Source organism: Leifsonia aquatica, from assembly GCF_014190775.1.
Taxonomy (GTDB): Bacteria; Actinomycetota; Actinomycetes; order Actinomycetales; family Microbacteriaceae; genus Leifsonia; species Leifsonia aquatica.
The window spans coordinates 194,262-213,800 of the sequence record NZ_JACHVP010000004.1 but is presented as its reverse complement, the minus strand read 5'-3'; the positions used below and the strand labels follow the sequence as shown (position 1 = coordinate 213,800).

Below are 19,539 nucleotides of genomic sequence, written 5' to 3'. Positions count from 1 at the left end.
GCTAACAGACACGCCCGCGAGAGGGGAGGTGCCGCTCTCCTCTCGCGGGCGAACCCGGGCTCAGGACCGGGCGAGCAGGGTGAGGGTGTCCACCACGCGGTTGGAGAAGCCCCACTCGTTGTCGTACCAGGCGACGACCTTCACGTGCTTTCCGTCGACGCGGGTGAGCGCCGAGTCGAAGATCGACGACGCCGGCTGGCCGGTGATGTCGCTCGACACCAGCGGGTCCTCCGAGTACTCGAGGATGCCGGCGAGCGGCCCCTCGGCAGCGGCGCGGTAGGCGGCGAGCACCTCGTCGCGGGTGACCTCGCGCGCGACGGTCGTGTTGAGCTCGACGATGGAGCCGACCGGCACGGGCACGCGGATGGAGTCGCCCGACAGCTTGCCGTCGAGGCCGGGGAGCACGAGGCCGATCGCCTTGGCGGCGCCGGTCGTGGTCGGCACGATGTTCACGCCGGCGGCACGGGCACGGCGCGGGTCGCGGTGCGGGCCGTCCTGCAGGTTCTGCTCCTGCGTGTAGGCGTGCACGGTGGTCATGAAGCCGTGCTCGATGCCGGCGAGGTCGTCGAGCACCTTGGCGAGCGGCGCGAGGGCGTTCGTGGTGCAGGAGGCGTTGGAGACGATGGTGTGCGACGCCGGGTCGTACTCGTCGGTGTTCACGCCGTAGGCGAGCGTCACGTCGGCGCCGTCGGAGGGGGCGCTCACGAGCACGCGCTTCGCGCCGGCGCGGAGGTGCGCGCGGGCCGCGTCGGCGGAGGTGAAGCGGCCGGTGGCCTCCAGCACGATCTCGACGCCGAGGTCGGCCCACGGCAGGTTCTCGGGGTCGCGCTCGGCGAGCACCTCGATGCGCTGCCCGTCGACGACGAGGGTGCTGCCGTCGACCTCGACCGTGCGGCCGAGGCGGCCGAGGGAGCTGTCGAAGCGGAGCAGCTGGGCGAGGGCGTCGGGCGCGGTCAGATCGTTGACGGCGACGACCTCGAGGTCGGTGTCGCGCTCGAGGAGGGCGCGGAGGGTGTTGCGGCCGATGCGGCCGAAGCCGTTGATGGCGATGCGGGTCATGGGGTGGTTCCTTTCGTTCCCGGTCCGCCATCCATGCTCCGTCGCCCCGCACAGACCCGAAAGTGGCTCCCACGACAGCGCACGCAAGCATCGCGCCAGTGTGTGTGCCACCCCTCGCGAGGATCCCGCCAGCGCCGCGCGACCCGCCCAAACCCTCGAGTACGCAGAAAGTCGGGCAGAAACCGCCGAGTACGCAGACAATTTGCGTACTCGGCGGTCGGCGTCAGGCCGAGAAGGTGTGGCGGTACTCCGTCGGGGAGGTGCCCAGGATGCGGTGGAAGTGCAGGCGCAGGTTCGATCCCGTCCCGAGCCCGACCCGGTGCGCGATCTGCTCGACGCCGAGGTCGCTGCGCTCCAGCAGCTCCCGTGCCAGGTCGACGCGCGCGCGGAGCACCCACTGCATCGGCGTGTAGCCGGTGTCCTCGACGAAGCGCCGCGAGAAGGTGCGCTCCGAGACGTTCGCGTTGCGCGCGAGCTCGGCCAGGGTGAGCGGTCCCCCGAGTCGTCCCAGCGCCCACTCGCGCGTCTCGGCGAACAGGTCGCCGAGTGGCTCCGGCACACTGCGCGGCACGTACTGCGCCTGGCCGCCGCTGCGGTACGGCGCGGCGACGAGCCGCCGCGCGACGTGGTTGGACAGGCCGACCCCGTGGTCCCGGCGCACCAGGTGCAGGCAGAGGTCGATCCCGGAGGCGGCGCCCGCCGACGTCAGCACGTCGCCCTCGTCGACGAACAGCACGTTCTCGTCCACGCGGATGAGGGGATGCCGTTCGGCGAGGGCCCGCGTGTAGTGCCAGTGCGTGGTCGCCCGGCGGCCGTCGAGCAGTCCGGTGGCCGCGAGGGCGAAGGCGCCGGTGGAGATCGCGGCCAGGCGGGCACCGCGCTCGTGCGCGCGGCGGAGGGCTGCGACGACGGCGGCGGGAGGCTCCGTACTCGCCGGTTCGCGGTATCCCGGGACGAAGACCGTGTCGGCGCGCTCGAGCGCGTCCAGCCCTTCGGCCACGTGGTACGAGAGCCCGTCGCCTCCGGTGACGAGCCCCGGCTCCGCGCCGCAGACGCGCACCTCGTACGGCATGCTCGGCCGGTGCGCGAACACCTGCGACGGGATGCCGACGTCGAGCGGCTTCGCGCCCTCCAGCACGAGGACGGCGACGCGGTGGTCCCGGGCGGTCATCGGAGCTCCTTCCGCGGGCTCGAGGAGACGCCCGCGCGCCGGAGTCTAGCCGAGGCCGGGTGGGGTCTCACGGCGCTTCGCCGGTCGCAGCTCGCTGACGATCACGCCGGCCACGATGAGCCCGGCCCCGGCGATCGCGATCGGGGGCAGCCGGTCGCCGGCGATGCGGCCGATGACACCGGCCCAGACCGGCTCGCCCGCGTAGATGATGGTCGCCCTGGTGGGGGAGACCGAGCGCTGGGCCCAGTTCATCGTGAGCTGGATGACGCAGCTCGCGACGCCCAGCCCGACGCCGGGCAGCAGCCACGCCCAGGAGAACGCGGGTGCGGCCTCCCCGACGATCGGCATGGCGAGGAACCCGGCGCCTCCCGCCACCAGCAGCTGCACGATCGTGACGCGGCCCACGTCGACCGATTTCGCGAACAGCCCGATCAGGAGGATCTCGGCCGCGATCGGCAGCGTGCTCACCAGGGTGGCGATCTCGCCGGGGCCGAGCCCGACGGTCAGCGCGTCCGGTCCGGCGAGCAGCAGCAGTCCGACGAAGGCGAGCCCGACGCCGACGAGGGTGAGCGGCCGCGGCGCCCGGCGGAACACCAGCCATTGGAGCAGGGGGACGAGCGGCACGTACAGGGCGGTGATGAAGGCGGAGGTGCTGCTGCTGATCGTCTGCAGGCCCATCGTCTGCAGCCCGTAGCCGAGCGCGATGGAGACGCCGATCGCCGCGCCCGCGCCGACGTCGCGCCAGCGCATCCCGCGCACCGATCGGTGGAAGATCACGAGGCCGAGCAGCCCGGCGACCCCGAAGCGCAGCCCGACGAAGAACCACGGACCGCTGTGCTCCATCGCCAGGTGCACGATGAGGAACGTCGACCCCCAGAGGGCCGTGATCGCGAGGAGCGCGCCCTCCTGCCGGCTGACGGCGAAGCGCCGCCGCGCGGGGTCGCGGGTCCGATCCGGTGTGTGCAGCATCCTGCACATCCTATGGTGCAGAATGATGCACATGCCAGAACACGGCGCCGACGTCCTCGCCCAGGTCGCCGGGAACCTCCGCCGCCTGCGCCAGGAGCGCGGCCTCAGCCAGGCCGCGCTCGCCGAGCGGTCCGGGATCAGCCGTCGCACGATCATCAACCTGGAGGCGGGGGAGGCCAACATCAGCCTCTCGGGCCTCGACCGGGTCGCCGAGGCACTCGACACCGACTTCGTCACGCTCGTCGCGGAGCCGTCCGCGCTGCCGACCGCCGTGAACGCGGTCGCCTGGCGCGGCGCCTCGGCGGAGAGCGTCGCCGCGCTCGTGGGCGCGGTCCCCGCCCGGACGGACGCCCAGCTCTGGACGTGGGCGCTGGCCGCGGGCGAACGCTACGACGCCGAGCCCGACCCGGCCGGCTGGCACGAGATCGTCTTCGTCACCGCCGGGAGGCTGCGCATCGAGCGCGAGGACGGGGTCTCCGAACTCGGTGTCGGAGAGCACGCGATCTACTCCAGCGCCCAGCGGTACTCGTATGCCGCAGTCGGGGCGGAGACCGCGCGATTCGTGCGGCTCGTCGTCTCCTGAGGGGCGCCGATAGCGCGGATCCGCCATGTCGTGTCGCGAATCAACTCCTCAGCTTGTCTGAGGAGTTGCGCATCGAATACGGTCGCATCCTGCCCGCTCGAACCGTGGAGGATGCCGTGCCCACCCCGACCCTCATACCGCGCCGCCGCGCCCGCTTCTGGTCGCTGGTGTCGACGCACACCATGAACGACTTCCAGACCGGAGCCGTCGCCGCGATGCTGCCCTCCCTGATCGCGCAGCAGCACTACGACTACGCGGCCGCCGCCGGGATCGTGCTCGCCTCCACCGCGCTCTCGAGCATCACCCAGCCGGTCTTCGGCTGGCTCAGCGACCGGCTCGACCTGCGGTGGATGGTGCCGGCGGGCCTCGCCTTCGCCGCGCTCTGCGTCGCCGCCGCCGGCCTCACCTCGGGGAGCTACTGGCTGACCTGGGTCATCGTCGCGCTGTCCGGCGTCGGCGTCGCGGCCTATCACCCGCCCGCGACCGTCGAGGCCCGAGCGACCGGAGGCGGCACCAACCGGTCCATGAGCATCTTCTCCGTCGGTGGCAACGTCGGCGTCGCTCTGGCGCCGCTCCTCGTCGGGCTGACGGCGGGCACGCTCGGACTCGGCTCGACGCCGCTGCTCCTCGTGCCCACGGCGGCCGTCATCGTCGTCTACCTCGCCGTCCGTCGCCACCGCGCGAGGGAGGTGGCGCCCGCTCATCCCGTGCAGGAGGCGCACGAAGAGGTCGCTCCCTCCACGACGGTCACGGCCGCCCTCCCCGCCGCCGCGGCGGATGCTTGGGGTCGCTTCGCCTGGCTGCTCGTCGTCATCTCGTTCTGGTCGCTCGCGTACATCGGCACCACGTCTTTCATCGCGCTCTACGTGGCCGAGCGCTTCCAGGCAGGAGCCGGTGTGGGGGCGGTCGCGCTCGCCGTGTTCCCCGCGGCCGGCGCGATCGGGACGCTGCTGGGCGGGTTCCTCGCCGATCGCTTCGGGCGCCGGATCGTCATCCCCCTCGGCTACGCGGTGGCGGCTCTCGCGGCGGGCGCCATCGTCGCGGCGCCGTCCGCGGGTGTCGCGATCGTGGCGACGGCGCTGCTGGGCGTCGCCCTGTTCGTGCCGTTCGCCCTGCACGTCACGCTCTCGCACGCGTACCTGCCCCGGCACATCGGCACGGCGAGCGGGATCACCCTCGGGCTCTCGACGACTCTCGGCGGATTCCTCGCTCCCGCTCTCGGGGCGATCGCGGACGGGTCGTCGATCACGATCGTCTTCGTCGTGATCGCCGCGGCGCTGGTCGTGGCTTTCGTCGCGTCCCTCTTCCTGCGCGACCGGCGCGACCCGATCGACCCCTCGGGGCTCGCCGCCGGCGCGGCCGGAGGAGCGGACGAGGCCGCCGTCGAGGAATCCGTCGCCGGATAGCGCGACGGGGATCGGTATCGCCGCCCTGGCGAGAGTTCGCACAGGATCGATGCGCTCCGCCGGAATACGGCGCACGAATCCTGCGTCCAATGCCGCACTCCTGCTCATTCCGTGTGAAAGCATGGTCCGCGGAGGTCCCATGAACACCCAGTCCCCACTGTCCGCCGACCGGATGCACGCCGTCACCCCCGAGACCCGCGACCTCGTCGACCTCGTGCTCGACTACTCGCGCCGCCGCATCCTGAGCACCGACACCCCGCTCGACAAGCCGCTGCCCGAGCACGAGCTGCGCCGCCTCGCCGGCCAGACCGTCTCCGAGAGCGGGATGGGCGCCGAGCGCGCGCTCGCCGTCTTCGAGCATGTGCTCGCCCCGGCCTGCATCACCACCGACCACCCGCAGTACCTGTCGTTCATCCCGACCGCGCCGACCAAGGCCGCGACCGCGTTCGACCTCGTCGTCTCGGCCAGCGCCGTCTACGGCGGATCGTGGCTGGAGGGGTCGGGCGCGGTGTACGCCGAGAACCAGGTGCTCTCGTGGCTGGCTGCCGAGTTCGGCCTCCCGGCGACCGCGGGCGGCGTGTTCGTGCAGGGCGGGACGCTGGGCAACTTGTCCGCGCTCGTCGCGGCGCGCGACCACGCCCGGGCCGAGGGCCACTCCCCGTCGGACCGCTGGGTGATCGTCTGCAGCGCGGAGGCACACTCCTCCGTCGCCTCGGCGGCGCGGGTGATGGATGTGGACGTCGTCCCCGTCTCGCCCGGCGAGTCCGGCGTCCTGACCGGCGAGGCCGTCCGTGCCGCGCTGGAGGAGTACGGGGACGCGGTCTTCGCCGTGGTCGCGACCGGCGGCTCCACGAACTTCGGCATCGTCGACGACATCGCCTCCATCGCCGCGCTCAAGGGCGAGTTCCCCTTCTGGCTGCACATCGACGGCGCCTACGGCCTGGCCGGGATGCTGTCCCCGCTCGCGCGTCCCCTGTTCGCCGGCGTCGAGCACGCCGACTCGGTGATCGTCGACCCGCACAAGTGGCTCTTTGCGCCGTTCGACGCCTGCGCCCTGATCTACCGCGACCCGCAGGCCGGCCGCCGCGCGCACACGCAGCACGCCGAATACCTCGACACCCTGACGGACGCCGCCGAGTGGAGCCCGTCCGACTACGCGATCCACCTCACCCGCCGCGCGCGCGGACTCCCGTTCTGGTTCTCGCTCGCGAGCCACGGCGCAGCGGCGTACCGGGATGCCGTCACGGCCTCCCTGCGCCTCGCGGAGAGGATCGCGGCCGAGATCGAACGGCGCGACGGCTTCCGGCTCGTCCGCAAGCCGCAGCTCTCCGTCGTCGTGTTCGAGCGCGACGGCTGGACCCGCGAGGATTACGCCCTGTGGTCGGCTCGCCTGCTGGAGGAGCAGCGCGCGTTCGTCACCCCGAGCTCGCACGCGGGGCGCCCGAACACCCGGTTCGCCATCCTGAACCCGCTGACGACCTTCGAGGACCTGGTCGCCATCCTCGACACCATGTGAGGCAGCCGGCCTTCCGCCGCCCGAACGCGAAGGAGCCCCGCACCGGAATGGTGCGGGGCTCCTGTCGTTTCGGGGGTGACGTCAGAGCTGGTCCGACTCGCCGGTCCGGCGGGTCACACGCTCGCCCGTCGTGGGGTCTACAGCCGTGCGCGTCGTCGCCACGCTTCGGCGGCGGCGCGACAGCAGCACGATCCCGAGGATGATGCCGACGGCGCCGGCGATCATCAGGATGTAGCCCACGAGGTGCAGATCGATCCAGTCGACCTGGACGTTCAGGGCGAACGCCAGGATCGCACCGATGACGAGCAGGACGATACCTGTACCGAGGCTCATGCGACGTCTCCGATCAGACCCGGCGACTGCCGGTCAGCATGCGCACGAGCCAGACGATCACCGCCAGCACGAGCAGGATGATGCCGACCCACAGCAGGAAGTTCAGCGACTGGACGAAGCCTCCGGTGAGCAGCAGGACGATCGCGATGATCGCGATGATGATGAGCAGGATGTTCATGGAGAGTGTCCTTTCCTTGACGCACACCATCGAACAACTGTTTCGGTTGCCTAGTAATCCCCTTGACTGCGACGTCTTTCGGGTCTAACCCTCGCGCGATCGGCCGAGATGCGATCGACGGTCTCGCGCATCCGCGTCAGGAACCGCGTGACCGTCTCGGCCTCGTCGGGACTCAGCTCGGCGGAGGCGGCGGCAAGCTGCGCGTTGGCCTCGGCCAGCAGCGGTCCCGTCTCGCCGAGGGCGGCGCGCGTGGGCAGGAGGGTGATCGAGCGGCCGTCCGTCACGCTGCGGCGTCGCTCGACGAAACCGCCCCCCTCCAACCGGTCGATGAGCGCCGTGGTCGAGGCGCTGGAGATCCCGAGATACCGGCTCAGGTCCTTCGCCGCGGTCGGGCGGCCCGCGGCCGTGTTGTCGAGGATGAGCCGCAGGGCCAGGAGGTCGTTGTCGCCCATGCCCATCGCGGCACCCGTGCGGCGCCGCATCGCCGCCTCCGCCGCGCGGTACACCTGCAGCGCCTCGAGCACACCGGTGTCGGGCCGGGGTGTCTCGCCCCCGACGCCTGCCACCTGCTGCTCCCGATCTCCCACTCTCCCCAGCCAGGCCCTCATCCGCCGCCGGTTCAAGGGCCCCGGTCGCGATTCTGAGCGTATTCACGGTGGGGAATGCGATCGACCCCTCCCGCTGCCTGGAGTCTCGGCTGCGCGTATGCTCGCACGGTGGATCCGCTACTCGACCGGTACGAGCTGCGCGACCGGCTCGGTCGCGGCGGCATGGCGACCGTCTATCGCGCCTACGACCGGCAGCTCGGCCGGTTCGTCGCGATCAAGCTCTTCCCCGCGGGGACGGCCGCCGACGACACCCGGCGCCGCGGGGAGGCGACCGCGCTCGCGCGCCTGTCGCACCCCCATCTCGTCACGCTGTTCGATGCGCACCTCGCGGGCGACGGCGAGACGACCCCGAGCTTCCTGGTGATGGAGCTGGTCGACGGGCAGGACCTCCGGTCGCGGCTCGACGAGGGCCCGCTCCCGCCGGAGCAGGTCGCGACCCTGACCGCGGACGTGGCGGAGGCGCTCGCCGTCGTGCACGGCGCCGGGATGGTGCACCGCGACCTCAAGCCGGCCAACATCCTCCTGGCGACCTCGAGCGTGCCGGGGCGTGCGCCGATCGTGAAGCTCGCCGACTTCGGCATCGCGCACCTCCTCGGAGCCGACCGCGTGACGACAGCCGGGACCGTCATCGGCACCGCGGGCTACCTCAGCCCCGAACAGTTGCGCGGAGCCGACCCCGGCCCGGCGGCCGACGTGTACGCCTTCGGGCTCGTCGTGCTGGAAGCCCTCACGGGCGTGCGGCAGTATCCGGGGACGCCGGTGGAGGCCGTCGCCGCCCGTGCGGCGCACGATCCGTCCGTGCCGGCCGACCTCCCCGACGGATGGCGCGGGATGCTGCTGGCGATGACCAGCGCGGACCCGGACCTCCGGCCGACCGCCGCCGAGGTCGCCACGATGGCGGCGGTGATGGGGCCGGAGCTGGCCGGGTGGGTGCCGGCGGTGGAGGCGGCGCCGGTGGTGGAGGACGTGCCGACCGTGGCGATGCCCGCCGGGAACGCTGAGCCCGGCGGACCCGGCGCGACCGCGCCGACGCAGCCGGCTGCCGCTCCTCCGCGCCGGCGCCGCCGTCTCGCGACCGTCCTCGTCGCGGCGGGTGCCGCCGTCGTCGTGGCGGGCGCGCTCGCTCTCGGCGCGCTCCTGGCACCCGGAGGGGAGACGGCCGACACCGGCCCGACGCCGCGGCCCACGCCGAGCGTGCAGACTCCGCCGCAGAACGTCGCCCCGGCTGTCGTCCCGACTCCCGCGCCTGCTCCCGCGCAGGAGACGACCGCCCCGGACGACGGGAACACGGGCAACGGGAACGGGAACAACGGGAACGGCAAGGGCAACGGGAACAACGGCAACGGCAACAACGGGAACGGGAACAACGGCAACAAGGGGAAGGGCAAGGGCTGACCCGCCCGCTCGCCGCGCGGCCTCCCGCGTTTCCGGCGTGTGACGTTTCCGTCCCGCATGTTACGAGTTGCCGCGTTTCGGCACCCGGCCGCCACCGCTCCGGTAGGAAGGGAGCGTGATGGTTCTCACTCTCCTCGCCTGGGCGATCGTGGCCGTGTGCCTGGTCGTGCTGGTGGAGGTCGTGCTGCGGGATGTCGCCGACCGCTAGTCCACCGGGTACGGTCGAGGCAACGAGAGGACCTGAATGAGCATCGCCGCGATCGTCGTCAACCCTGTGAAGGTCGACGAGCCCGCCCTCCGAGCCGCGCTGAGCGCCGCCGAGGAGCGCTGGGGCTGGGAGCCGACCCTCTGGCTGGAGACGACCGAGGAGGACCCCGGCGCCGGCCAGACCCGGGAGGCGCTCGAGCGCGGGGTGGATGTGGTGATCGCGGCCGGCGGTGACGGCACCGTTCGCACGGTCGCCGAGGCGCTCCGCGGGCACGGCACCCCGCTGGCCCTGCTGCCCTCCGGCACCGGCAACCTCCTGGCCCGCAACCTCGGCCTCACCCTCGACGACGTGGAGAACGCGCTCGACAGCGCCTTCGGCGGCGACGACCGCCCGATCGACGTCGGCGTCGCCGAGCTGCGCGACGCCGCCGGGAAGAGGAGCGAGCACGCCTACCTCGTCATGGCCGGCTTCGGGATCGACGCCCAGATGATCGCGGCGACCGACGACGACCTCAAGGCCAAGGCCGGCTGGCTCGCCTACGTAAAGGCGATCGGAACCGTGCTGCGCGACAAGAACGAGCTGCGGCTGCGCTACAGCCTCGATGGCGGCCGCGTGCATTCCGTGCGTGCGCACACGGTGATCGTCGGGAACTGCGGCTCGCTGCCCGCCAACATCCTCCTGCTGCCCGACGCGGCGGTGGACGACGGGCAGTTCGACATCGTCGTGCTGCGTCCCGAGGGGTTCTTCGGCTGGGTGCAGATCGTCGCGAAGGTGTTCTGGGAGAACGGCGTCCTGCGCCGCACCAGCGCGGGCCGGCGCCTGATGGGCTCCGGTCACGAGATCCAGGCGATGAACTACCTGAAGGGCAAGGAGCTCGTCCTCCGCCTCGACCGACCCGAGCCCGTCGACCTCGACGGTGACCTGTTCGGCGAGGTGACCGCCATGCGCACGCGGATCGACCCGCTAAGCCTGGTCGTCAGGGTGCCGTCGGACCGGGAGCCTGCGGCGCGGTGACGATCCGGACGAGCGCGGCGCGGAGCGCGGCCGGGTCGTCGACCTCCGGGAAGACCTCGTCCTCCAGTCCGCGCACCTGCTCGAAGGCGGCGCGGCCGGCAGGCGTGATCGCGAGCACGTGACGCCGCCGGTCCGATGCGTCGGGCTCGCGCGTGACGAGTCCCTCGCGTTCGAGCCGGTCGACGGTGCGCGACATGGTCTGCGCCTCCACCTGGGCGATGCGGGCGAGGTCGGCCTGCGAGACGACCCCGAGCTCCAGCATGTGCAGCACGATCAGCCCCGCGTGGGTCAGGCCGCGCGCGTCGAGCGCCTCGGCCCAGGCCCGTTCGACGGCACGGGAGGCGGCGCCGAGCAGCCGGCCGAGCGGCCAGTTCTCGGGTCGCTGCTGATCCTCCTCGGCGCGTGCGTCCATCGCCTCAGAATACTGAGGCGAGCGCCTCGGTGATCGCGTCACGGGCCTGGTCGTCGCTGATCGTGGCCGTGCCGTCGCCCGGCTGGAGGCCGTAGTCGCCGAACTGGCCGTGCGTCATCCCCGGCACCTCCACGAAGGTGGCGTCCGAGGGCAGCAGATGCGCCGCATCCGTGATCTTCGCGGGAGTGCTGAGGCCGTCGTTCCCGCCGCCGATCGAGAGCACCTCGAGGTCGGTCGTCGAGAGGTCGTTCGCGCAGTAGCTGCCGAACAGGATGAGCCGGCTGACCGCTTTGTCGTCGGCCAGCTGGCAGGCGCGCACGCCGCCGAGCGAGTGGCCGCCGACCGCCCAATCGGTCACGCCCGGCGCGAGGCTCGTGAAGGTGCTCAGCGGGCGCGTGTCGAAGAAGGCGAGGTTGAGCGTCGGCTTGGTGATGACGACCGTCAGCCCCGTCTCGGCCACTGCGCCCGAGAGCTTGTAGAGGTAGGCGTACGGATCGACGCGCGCGCCCGGAATGAACACCAGGCCCTCGCCGGACGCCTCGCCCGTCGGCGCCATGACCACCGCGTCGCCCGCATCCCGGATCTGCACCGCCGGATCCGTCCACGCCGCGATGGCCGCCGGTCGCTCGCCCATCATCGGCGTGTTCGCCCAGCCGAGGAACCCGATCACGACGAGCACCAGCACGGCCGCGACCCAGCTCACGATGATCCCGATCCGCTTTCCCATGCCCCCACCCTACGCCGGATGCTCAGCTAGCTGACTATCTCGGGGCGCGCGCGTGGGTGAGCGCGCCCGCCCGCGCGCTTCCGCGAGGGGTGAGTTGTTGCGGGTAAACCACCCCGAGTACCCGCCACTACTCTCACCTCGCGAGCTGCGGCTGGGCACGAGTGGGCGCGCTCGCGCTCGCGCTTCCGCGAGGGGTGAGTTGTTGCGGGTAAAGCACCCCGAATACCCGCAACTACTCTCACCTCGCGAGATCCGGGAGGCGTGCGTGTGGATGAGCTCCTGCGAGGGGTGAGTTGTTGCGGGTATAGCACCCCGAATACCCGCAACTACTCTCACCTCGCGAGATGCGGGAGCTCCGCTCAGTCGGTGCCGGAGTCGAAGGCGGCGCCCTCGGAGCTGGCGTCGATCTCGCGCGAGAGGGCGTCGTCGGTCTCGTCGACGTCGAGCTCCAGGATGGCGCGGGCGCTGCCGGCCTCCAGGGTCCCGACGAGCTCGGCGGTCGGGCCGCCGATGAGACCGGAGGCCGCGTACTGTTCGAGGCGCGAGCGCGAGTCGGCGATGTCGAGGTTGCGCATGGTGAGCTGGCCGATGCGGTCGGCCGGGCCGAACGCGGCGTTGCCGACGCGCTCCATCGACAGCTTGTCCGGGTGGTAGCTGAGCGCCGGGCCCGTGGTGTCGAGGATCGTGTAGTCGTCGCCGCGGCGCAGGCGGAGGGTGACCTCGCCCGTGATCGCGGAGCCGACCCAGCGCTGCAGGGACTCGCGCAGCATGAGCGACTGCGGGTCGAGCCAGCGGCCCTCGTACATCAGGCGGCCGAGGCGGCGGCCCTCGTTGTGGTAGTTGGCGACCGTGTCCTCGTTGTGGATGGCGTTGAGGAGGCGCTCGTAGGCGATGTGCAGGAGGGCCATGCCCGGCGCCTCGTAGATGCCGCGGCTCTTGGCCTCGATGATGCGGTTCTCGATCTGGTCGGACGCGCCGAGGCCGTGACGGCCGCCGATCGCGTTCGCCTCGAGCACGAGGGCGACGGCGTCGCTGAACTCGACGCCGTTGAGGGCGACCGGGCGGCCGCCGTCGAAGCGCACGGACACCGTCTCGGGCACGACCTCGACGTCTTCGCGCCAGGCGGCGACGCCCATGATCGGGTCGACGATGTCGAGACCGGCATCGAGCTCCTCGAGGCGCTTGGCCTCGTGGGTCGCACCCCAGATGTTCGCGTCGGTCGAGTACGCCTTCTCGGTGGCGTCGCGGTACGGGAAGCCGCGGGCGACGAGCCACTCGCTCATCTCCTTGCGGCCGCCGAGCTCCTCGACGAACGCGGAGTCGAGCCACGGCTTGTAGATGCGCAGGCGCGGGTTGGCGACGAGCCCGTAGCGGTAGAACCGCTCGATGTCGTTGCCCTTGTAGGTGGAGCCGTCGCCCCAGATCTCGACACCGTCCTCCATCATCGCGCGCACCAGCATGATGCCGGTGACCGCGCGACCGAGGGGGGTGGTGTTGAAGTACGTCTTGCCGCCGGAGCGGATGTGGAACGCGCCGCACTGGAGGGCGATCAGGCCCTCCTCGACGAGCGCGGCCTTCGCGTCGACCAGGCGCGCGATCTCCGCGCCGTACTCGTGGGCGCGGCCCGGGACCTCGCCGATGTTCGGCTCGTCGTACTGCCCGATGTCGGCGGTGTAGGTGCAGGGGATCGCACCCTTCTCGCGCATCCAGGCGACCGCGCAGGAGGTGTCGAGACCTCCCGAGAACGCGATGCCGACTCGTTCACCGACCGGGAGACTGCTCAAGACTTTGGACACGCGCTCCAGTTTAGTGGGGCGTGCTGCGGCCGGGGGCGTCGAGTCCGGGGTGGACGCCCGCGGGGTATCCGGACGTCGCCGCCAGCTTCGTGAGGGTGGCGATCAGGGTGGTGCGCTCGGCCTCGTCGAGCGCGGCGAGCGTGGTCCGCTCCAGCTCGTCGGCGAGCGCGTCGCCGGCCACGAGCACCTCGCGAGCCGCGGGCGTCAGGTGGATGGCGTAGGCGCGGCGGTCGTCCGGGTGCCGCCGCCGCTCGACCAGCCCCCGCGCCTCCAGGTCGTCGATCATCCCGACCATGGAGTTGCGGTGCAGCCCGAGTGCGGTGGCGAGCTCCTGCTGCGTGCGACCCTCCTGGTGGGAGAGGTGGGCGAGGACCCCGAAGCGGTTGGGCGTGATCCCGAGCGGCGCGAGCGCGGCGGTGAAGCGCTGGGCGCTCTGGAGGCCGAGCTGCGAGAGCAGGAAGCTGGCGCGCGTCTCGAGCGCGGGGATGTCGGCGGGCGGCATCCCGACATCGTACCAATCAGTGATTGCACGGTGTTGTGATCATCACTTACTATGACGACATGAGACTCACCATCTTCGGTGCCGGAGGCCGCACGGGACGCCTCCTGGTCGCACAGGCCCTCGAGCGCGGCGACGCTGTCACAGCCGTGCTGCGCCGCCCGACTCCCGATACGGATCGGCGCGTCGCGGTCCGCGTCATCCCGGACTTCTCCGACACCGCTGCCCTGCGTGCGGCGATCGAGGGCGCCGACGCGGTGCTGTCGGCGATCGGGCCGCGGTCGCGGAAGGACGCACCGGTCGCCGCACCGGCGACGCGGCACATCCTGGCCGCCGAGCCCGCCCGTCTGGTCGTCATCAGCGCCGCGCCTGTCGAGCCTCCTCCGGCCGACGACGGCTTCCTCAGTCGTCGCATCGCCCTGCCGCTGATCGGCCGCATCCTGCGCCCCGTCTACGACGACCTGCGCGAGATGGAGGCTGCGCTCCGTGCATCCTCCACGGCCTGGACCGCCCTGCGGCCGCCGATGCTGACCGACCGCGCCGCGACGGGGCGCTACCGCACGCGCATCGGCGGCAGCGTCCCGCGCGGCTTCACGGTGTCGCGGGCCGACCTGGCCGCCGGGATGCTGGCGTGCCTCGACCGGCCCGAGACGATCCGGCAGGCGGTCGGCATCGCCGGGTGAGCGCGGCCGCACCGCCTCCCGGCGGGACTCGCGCGCTATCCCCGGCCGTCCGCCGCGGGTGCCGGGCACTCGTCGCCCGGCGCCGTGAGCAGCTCGAAGTGCCACAGCTCGTTGGCGTACGCCTGGCAGATCCCCCACTCCGCCCCGAAGCGGTTGAGGAAGTCCATGGCATCCGCTGTCGCGATGTCGACGGCGTCTCCCGCGACGTGGGCGGAATCGGTGCCGCGCTTGACCCAGCGGGAAGCCTCCTCCTCGCTGCCGTACTGCTGCACGGCCTGCGCGAACAGGGTCTCCTGGTAGCGCTCCGACCGCCAGCCGTCCGCGATCGTGATCTCGGTGCCGCGCCGCGCCGCCGACTCCTGCGCCGCGCGGAGGGCGTCGAGCAGGGCCGGGTCGAGGCGCTGCACGGCGGGCTTGCCGCTGTCGAGCGGGAGGGACGAGCCCTCGGGGATGTACCCGTCGTCGTCGCCCAGCGGCCCGGTCTGCGTCGCGCGCTCCGCGTCAGGAGACGGTTCGGCGGTGGAGGCGGCGCATCCGGTGAGGGTGAGGAGGGCGGACAGGGTGAGGGCGGTGCAGAGCAGACGTCGACGGGGTACGGGCATGATTCCAGCGTCGCAGCGGCCGAGGGCCCGGTCATCCGCCGCTGGGCGCATCCGTGTCCGTCGAGCGAGGGATCTGATAGAAACGGGGGATCCACGAGGGGGGATCACCATGGGGGAACACCGTCCACTTTCCGTCGCCGTTGTCGCCGTCGCCGTCGGGCTCGCTGCGGGGGCGCTCGCACTGACCGGCTGCGTGCCGGCGCCGTCGACGCCCGGCTTCGTCGAAGGCACGCCGGGCTCGTCGGGTTCGTCGGGCTCGGCGCCGGCCTCGGCCGCGCCGAACGCTGACGTCGAGGGCGCTGTCGCCGACCCGGCGCAGCCGTCCACCTGGACCATCGGCTTCGACGCCGTCGGCCCGATCGTCCTCGGAACGCCGTCGACCGAGCAGCACGACGTGCTCGCCGCGTTCGAGCCCGAGGTGGCCGGCGACGGCTGCGGCCTCGACTTCGTCTCGACCCCGACAGGCCTGCGCGTCGGGACCGGCGAGTCGGCGGCAGGTGGGGTCACGTCGATCGTCCTCAACGCCGAGGTCCCGGCCGAGGCGGGCACGGGACCCCGCACGGCGAACGGCATCGGGATCGGCTCCACCATCGACGACCTGGTGACGGCCTACCCCGACGCGCGCAAGACCTCCGGCATGGGGGAGGCCCTCATCACGTACGCCGTGACCGACGCCTCCGGCCGCTCGATCGTCTTCGGCGCCTGGCGCACCGATCCGGCGATCGCCACCATCCAGGTCGGCACCGGCGACCGCATCACCGCGGAGGGGTGCGGGATCACGGCGTGACGCCCCGAGCCCCTGACCGCCGCTGCGATTCGTGCCGAATGTGGACTATGGCGCCGTCATAGTCCACATTCGGCACGAGTGTGCGAGCGCGCTCAGAGCGCGGGCGTCCGCGGCGGCGTCGTGCGCGCCGGGTGCGTCGCCTCGAAGGCGGCGCCGAGGGCGAGCAGGGCCGCGTCGTCCCACGCGCGGCCGGCGAACGTGAGCCCCACGGGCATCCCGACGTCGGCCATGGTGCCCATCGGCACGGTGACGGTGGGGATGCCGAGGTGCCGCGGCACGAGGTTGCCGTTCGCGACCCAGACGCCGTTGCGCCAGCCGAGGTCGGCCGAGGCGGGGTTCACGTCCATGTCGGCCGGGCCGACATCGGCGACGGCCGGGAAGATCACGGCGTCGAGGCCGAGCCCGTCCATCCACTGCTCGAGGTCGACACGGCGGGTCTCCTCGAGGCCGCGCAGGCCGTCGGCCAGGTGCGGGATGCTCTCCAGCGTCGCTCCGGGATGCGCGCGCACCCAGCCGGGGTACTCGGCGATGTCGTCGTCGAAGCCGTCGTAGCGGTCGGGCAGCGCGCCGGCCGGCTGCGGGAAGATCGTGGCGCCGTCGACGTCGGCGAGCGTGTGGAGGGCGGGGTCGCCGTTGGCCTGCAGGAAGTCCTCCCATCCCCAGGCGGAGAGGTCGACGATCTCGCTCTGCAGGTACTCCGGCGAGACCAGGCCGCGGGTGAAGACGGTGGGCGCGCCGGGACGGTCCCCCTCGTAGTTGGAGACGACCGGGAAGTCGACCTCGACGACCTCGGCTCCGGCATCCTCCAGAGCACGCCGCGCGTCCTCCCAGAGCGACAGCACCGAGGGGCGCGTGCGGATGGGCTGCCCGGTCGCGCCGCCGATGCCGCCGTGGCCGGAGGGCCCGCCCGTCCCGGTGCCCGCCTCGGGGTCCGCGTCGATGTACATGCGCGGGACGCCGAGCCGCTTGCCCGCGAGCGAGGCGTCGGAGGCGAGCGCGGGATACGACGCCGGGCGCAGCTCCGACGCCGGCGGGATGGCGACCCACGGCTGCACGCGCCAGAAGTCGCCGCGCGTCTCGGCGTCGTCGGCGACGATCACGTCGAGCACCTCGAGCAGGTCGGCCATGCTGCGGGTGTGCGGCACGACGACATCCATCGTCGGCACGAGCGGCCAGTTGCCGCGCACCGAGATGACGCCGCGGGACGGGGTGTAGGCGCAGAGGGCGTTGTTGGAGGCGGGGGCGCGGCCCGACGACCACGTCTCCTCGCCGAGACCGAAGGCGGCGAAGCTCGCGGCGGTCGCGGCGCCCGACCCGTTGGACGAGCCGGAGCCGAACGCGGCGGGCAGGAAGTCGGCGTTGTAAGGGCTCTCGGCGCGGCCGTAGACCCCGCGCTGCATGCCGCCGTTCGCCATCGGGGGCATGTTGGTCAGGCCGAGCAGCACCGCCCCGCCCGCGCGCAGCCGCTCGATCGTGAACGCGTCGCGCTGGGCGACGAGCCGCTCGAAGGCAGGCGAACCGGCGGCGGCGGTCAGGCCGCGCGCGAGGTAACTGTCCTTGGCGGTGTACGGGATACCGTCGAGCGGTCCGAGCGTCTCGCCGCGGGCGCGCCGCTCGTCCGAGGCGCGGGCCGCGGCGAGAGCGTCCGGGTCGCGCACGACGACCGCGTTGAGGCGCGGGCCGGAGGCGTCGTACGCCTCCATGCGGGCGAGGTACGCCTCCACGAGTTGGACGGAGGTGGTCTCGCCCCGCTCGAGCGCCTCCCGCAGCCGGGCGATGCCCGCTTCGACGACGTCGATGCTCATCGGCCGGTCTCCGCAGAGTCGGTCCCCGCCGCGCCGGGCAGGGCGGGCTGCTGCTGCGTGATGCAGTGGATGCCGCCGCCGCGCTCGAAGATCGGCCGCGCGTCGACCATCGACACGCGCCGGCCAGGGTAGGCGGCCTCGAGGATCTCGGTCGCCTCCGCGTCGGCGCGCTCCTCGCCGAATCCGCACGCGACGACGCCGTCGTTGACGACGAGGTGGTTCACGTAGCTCCAGTCGACGAAGCCCTCCTCGTCGCGCAGGGTCGCCGGGGCGGGCAGCTCCACGATGTCCCAGGAGCGGCCGGCGGCGTCCGTGGTGTCGGCGAGCAGGGCGCGCAGCTCGCGCGAGACGGCGAAGTCCGGGTGCTCGGGGTCGCGCTGCGTGTGCAGCAGCAGGCGGCCGGAGGAGGGGATGGTCGCCACGATGTCGACGTGGCCGTTCGTCCCGAAGTCGTCGTAGTCGCGGGTGAGCCCCTGGGGCAGCCAGATGACGTGGGTGGCCCCGATGGTGCGGGCGAGCTCCGCCTCCACGCGCGCCTTGTCGGCGTACTTGTTGCGGCGCGGGTCGAGCTGCACGGTCTCGGTGACCAGCACGGTCCCGTCGCCGTCGACGTGGATGCCGCCGCCCTCGTTCACCAGCAGCGAGCTGATGAGCTCGGCACCGGTGCGCTCGGCGACGAAGCGCGCGATCTCGGCCGACTTCTCCCACTCCGACCACTCCGGGTCGCCCCAGCCGTTGAAGACCCAGTCGACCGCGCCGAGCACACCGGGTCGCTCGTCGTCGACGACGAAGGTCGGGCCGAAGTCGCGCATCCAGAACTCGTCGAGCGGCGCCTCCACCTGCTCGATGTGCGAGCCGAGCATGCGTGCCGCCCGCTCGCGCTCGCTCGGGTCGACGACCATCGTGACCGGCTCGAACTCGGCGGTCGCGTGCGCGACCGCGGTCCAGGCGGCGTAGGCCTCCTCGGCCGACGCGGCGTCGTCGCCGAGGGTGATGCCGGCGCGCGGGAAGGCCATCCAGGTGCGCTCGTGCGGGGCGGTCTCGGCGGGCATGCGCCAGCTCATGCGAACCTCCATGGGTCGTCGGCGATCATGTTGATCAGTTGATCAATAGATGTCCCGAAAGTACCTATACTGAACCCACCATGTCAAGAGCACCCCGCAAACCGCCCGCCGAGCGCCGCGCTGAGATCGCCGAGGCCGCGCGGGAATTGGCGCTCGACGACGGGCTCGCGGCGGTCACCCTGCGCGGGGTCGCCTCCCGCGCCGGCGTCACGCCCGCGCTCGTGGCCCACTACCACCCGGTGATGGATGAGCTGGTCGCCGCGACGTTCGCCGCGGCGGTCTCGCCCGAGGTGGCGGAGGTGCGCGCCCTGGTCGAGGCGCAGCGCGGACCGGTCGCGCGCGTGGCCGCCCTGCTGCGCACCCTGCTCGACGGCTCGCGCGACGACGTGACCACCGTGTGGGTCGAGGCGTTCGCGCTCGGCCGCCGCAACGACCGGCTGGCCGAGACGGTCCGCGGTCAGATGGATGCCTGGCAGAACCTCATCCAGGAGGTCGTGGCGGAGGGTGCCGACTCCGGAGCCTTCACCGTCGCCGACCCCGCCGCGGTGGCGTGGCAGCTGCTCGGCGCGATCGACGGGCTCAACGCGCAGGGCCTCGTGCGCTGGGGCGCCGCCGGCGACCGCTACCCGCTGCTCGCCCACGCGGCCGAGGGGATGCTCGGCCTGCCCCGCGGAGCCCTGGCCGCGCCCGCGCCCGCCACCTCCACTACCGCCGAGGTGTGAGT

General features: G+C 72.5%; 21 protein-coding genes. 8 read left to right on the top strand and 13 right to left on the bottom strand.

What is annotated here, in order from left to right:
• Nucleotides 1-60 precede the first annotated feature (60 nt).
• The 3 genes from gap to FHX33_RS17050 form a co-directional block, all read right to left on the bottom strand.
• Complete coding sequence (gene gap / locus FHX33_RS17060; RefSeq protein ID WP_021765174.1) at nt 61-1,059, bottom strand: type I glyceraldehyde-3-phosphate dehydrogenase; 999 nt, start codon at nt 1,057-1,059, stop codon at nt 61-63.
• A 223-nt stretch (nt 1,060-1,282) separates the two neighbouring features.
• Nucleotides 1,283-2,230 (bottom strand): GlxA family transcriptional regulator, encoded by a 948-nt coding sequence (locus tag FHX33_RS17055; protein WP_179701138.1) that lies wholly within the window; start codon nt 2,228-2,230, stop codon nt 1,283-1,285.
• A 45-nt stretch (nt 2,231-2,275) separates the two neighbouring features.
• A complete protein-coding gene (locus tag FHX33_RS17050; protein ID WP_039923879.1) occupies nt 2,276-3,199 on the bottom strand; it encodes a DMT family transporter in 924 nt (307 codons plus the stop codon).
• A gap of 31 nt (nt 3,200-3,230) precedes the next feature.
• On the opposite strand from FHX33_RS17050, the gene FHX33_RS17045 reads away from it, so the two are divergent.
• The 3 genes from FHX33_RS17045 to FHX33_RS17035 all read left to right on the top strand — a co-directional run bounded on the left by FHX33_RS17045 (nt 3,231) and on the right by FHX33_RS17035 (nt 6,704).
• Nucleotides 3,231-3,782, top strand: a complete 552-nt coding sequence (locus FHX33_RS17045) for an XRE family transcriptional regulator (RefSeq protein ID WP_183428764.1) — start codon at nt 3,231-3,233, stop codon at nt 3,780-3,782.
• Between the two features lie 53 nt (nt 3,783-3,835).
• Nucleotides 3,836-5,188: an MFS transporter gene (locus FHX33_RS17040; protein WP_183428763.1), complete on the top strand. Its 1,353-nt coding sequence runs from the start codon at nt 3,836-3,838 to the stop codon at nt 5,186-5,188.
• Nucleotides 5,189-5,309: 121 nt separating this feature from the next.
• Nucleotides 5,310-6,704, top strand: coding sequence for a pyridoxal phosphate-dependent decarboxylase family protein (locus tag FHX33_RS17035; RefSeq protein ID WP_039923581.1), 1,395 nt, complete (start codon nt 5,310-5,312; stop codon nt 6,702-6,704).
• Nucleotides 6,705-6,785: 81 nt separating this feature from the next.
• On the opposite strand, the gene FHX33_RS17030 is transcribed toward FHX33_RS17035, so the two are convergent.
• The 3 genes from FHX33_RS17030 to FHX33_RS17020 are packed head-to-tail and all read right to left on the bottom strand — an operon-like array spanning nt 6,786 to nt 7,781.
• On the bottom strand, nt 6,786-7,037 hold the full coding sequence (locus tag FHX33_RS17030; protein WP_021764808.1) for a DUF6458 family protein: 252 nt from the start codon (nt 7,035-7,037) through the stop codon (nt 6,786-6,788).
• Between the two features lie 13 nt (nt 7,038-7,050).
• The gene (locus FHX33_RS17025) at nt 7,051-7,215 is read right to left on the bottom strand and encodes a hypothetical protein (RefSeq protein WP_169730356.1); all 165 of its coding nucleotides are present in this window, start codon (nt 7,213-7,215) and stop codon (nt 7,051-7,053) included.
• A 50-nt stretch (nt 7,216-7,265) separates the two neighbouring features.
• Nucleotides 7,266-7,781, bottom strand: a complete 516-nt coding sequence (locus FHX33_RS17020) for a MarR family winged helix-turn-helix transcriptional regulator (RefSeq protein WP_039923582.1) — start codon at nt 7,779-7,781, stop codon at nt 7,266-7,268.
• Between the two features lie 150 nt (nt 7,782-7,931).
• Here FHX33_RS17020 and FHX33_RS17015 point away from each other — a divergent pair, with 150 nt between their 5' ends.
• A complete protein-coding gene (locus tag FHX33_RS17015; RefSeq protein ID WP_338092043.1) occupies nt 7,932-9,218 on the top strand; it encodes a serine/threonine-protein kinase in 1,287 nt (428 codons plus the stop codon).
• A gap of 244 nt (nt 9,219-9,462) precedes the next feature.
• Nucleotides 9,463-10,440, top strand: coding sequence for a diacylglycerol/lipid kinase family protein (locus tag FHX33_RS17010; RefSeq protein ID WP_021764616.1), 978 nt, complete (start codon nt 9,463-9,465; stop codon nt 10,438-10,440).
• Here FHX33_RS17010 and FHX33_RS17005 read toward each other — a convergent pair.
• The 4 genes from FHX33_RS17005 to FHX33_RS16990 form a co-directional block, all read right to left on the bottom strand.
• Nucleotides 10,403-10,852 (bottom strand): MarR family winged helix-turn-helix transcriptional regulator, encoded by a 450-nt coding sequence (locus FHX33_RS17005; protein WP_021764617.1) that lies wholly within the window; start codon nt 10,850-10,852, stop codon nt 10,403-10,405. The two genes, FHX33_RS17010 and FHX33_RS17005, sit on opposite strands and share 38 nt — an antisense overlap.
• A 4-nt stretch (nt 10,853-10,856) precedes the next feature.
• A complete protein-coding gene (locus tag FHX33_RS17000; protein WP_021764618.1) occupies nt 10,857-11,579 on the bottom strand; it encodes an alpha/beta hydrolase in 723 nt (240 codons plus the stop codon).
• Nucleotides 11,580-11,938: 359 nt separating this feature from the next.
• Nucleotides 11,939-13,375 (bottom strand): argininosuccinate synthase, encoded by a 1,437-nt coding sequence (argG, locus tag FHX33_RS16995; protein WP_039923446.1) that lies wholly within the window; start codon nt 13,373-13,375, stop codon nt 11,939-11,941.
• Nucleotides 13,376-13,385: 10 nt separating this feature from the next.
• Nucleotides 13,386-13,877, bottom strand: a complete 492-nt coding sequence (locus FHX33_RS16990) for a MarR family winged helix-turn-helix transcriptional regulator (protein WP_021764620.1) — start codon at nt 13,875-13,877, stop codon at nt 13,386-13,388.
• Between the two features lie 59 nt (nt 13,878-13,936).
• On the opposite strand from FHX33_RS16990, the gene FHX33_RS16985 reads away from it, so the two are divergent.
• The gene (locus tag FHX33_RS16985) at nt 13,937-14,557 is read left to right on the top strand and encodes an NAD(P)-dependent oxidoreductase (protein WP_183428761.1); all 621 of its coding nucleotides are present in this window, start codon (nt 13,937-13,939) and stop codon (nt 14,555-14,557) included.
• A gap of 35 nt (nt 14,558-14,592) precedes the next feature.
• Here FHX33_RS16985 and FHX33_RS16980 read toward each other — a convergent pair whose 3' ends face one another.
• Nucleotides 14,593-15,159, bottom strand: a complete 567-nt coding sequence (locus tag FHX33_RS16980; RefSeq protein ID WP_039922530.1) for a M15 family metallopeptidase — start codon at nt 15,157-15,159, stop codon at nt 14,593-14,595.
• Between the two features lie 109 nt (nt 15,160-15,268).
• Between FHX33_RS16980 and FHX33_RS16975 the strand changes: the two genes are divergently transcribed.
• Nucleotides 15,269-15,946, top strand: coding sequence for a hypothetical protein (locus tag FHX33_RS16975; RefSeq protein WP_183428760.1), 678 nt, complete (start codon nt 15,269-15,271; stop codon nt 15,944-15,946).
• Between the two features lie 92 nt (nt 15,947-16,038).
• On the opposite strand, the gene FHX33_RS16970 is transcribed toward FHX33_RS16975, so the two are convergent.
• Together FHX33_RS16970 and FHX33_RS16965 are read right to left on the bottom strand one after the other, a co-directional pair.
• On the bottom strand, nt 16,039-17,751 hold the full coding sequence (locus FHX33_RS16970; protein ID WP_183428759.1) for an amidase: 1,713 nt from the start codon (nt 17,749-17,751) through the stop codon (nt 16,039-16,041).
• Nucleotides 17,748-18,815 (bottom strand): agmatine deiminase family protein, encoded by a 1,068-nt coding sequence (locus FHX33_RS16965; RefSeq protein ID WP_039922861.1) that lies wholly within the window; start codon nt 18,813-18,815, stop codon nt 17,748-17,750. Before FHX33_RS16965 ends, FHX33_RS16970 begins: the two co-directional genes overlap by 4 nt.
• A gap of 80 nt (nt 18,816-18,895) precedes the next feature.
• On the opposite strand from FHX33_RS16965, the gene FHX33_RS16960 reads away from it, so the two are divergent.
• Entirely contained in the window at nt 18,896-19,537 is a 642-nt protein-coding gene (locus tag FHX33_RS16960) for a TetR/AcrR family transcriptional regulator (protein WP_183428758.1), read from the top strand.
• Nucleotides 19,538-19,539: the final 2 nt, after the last annotated feature.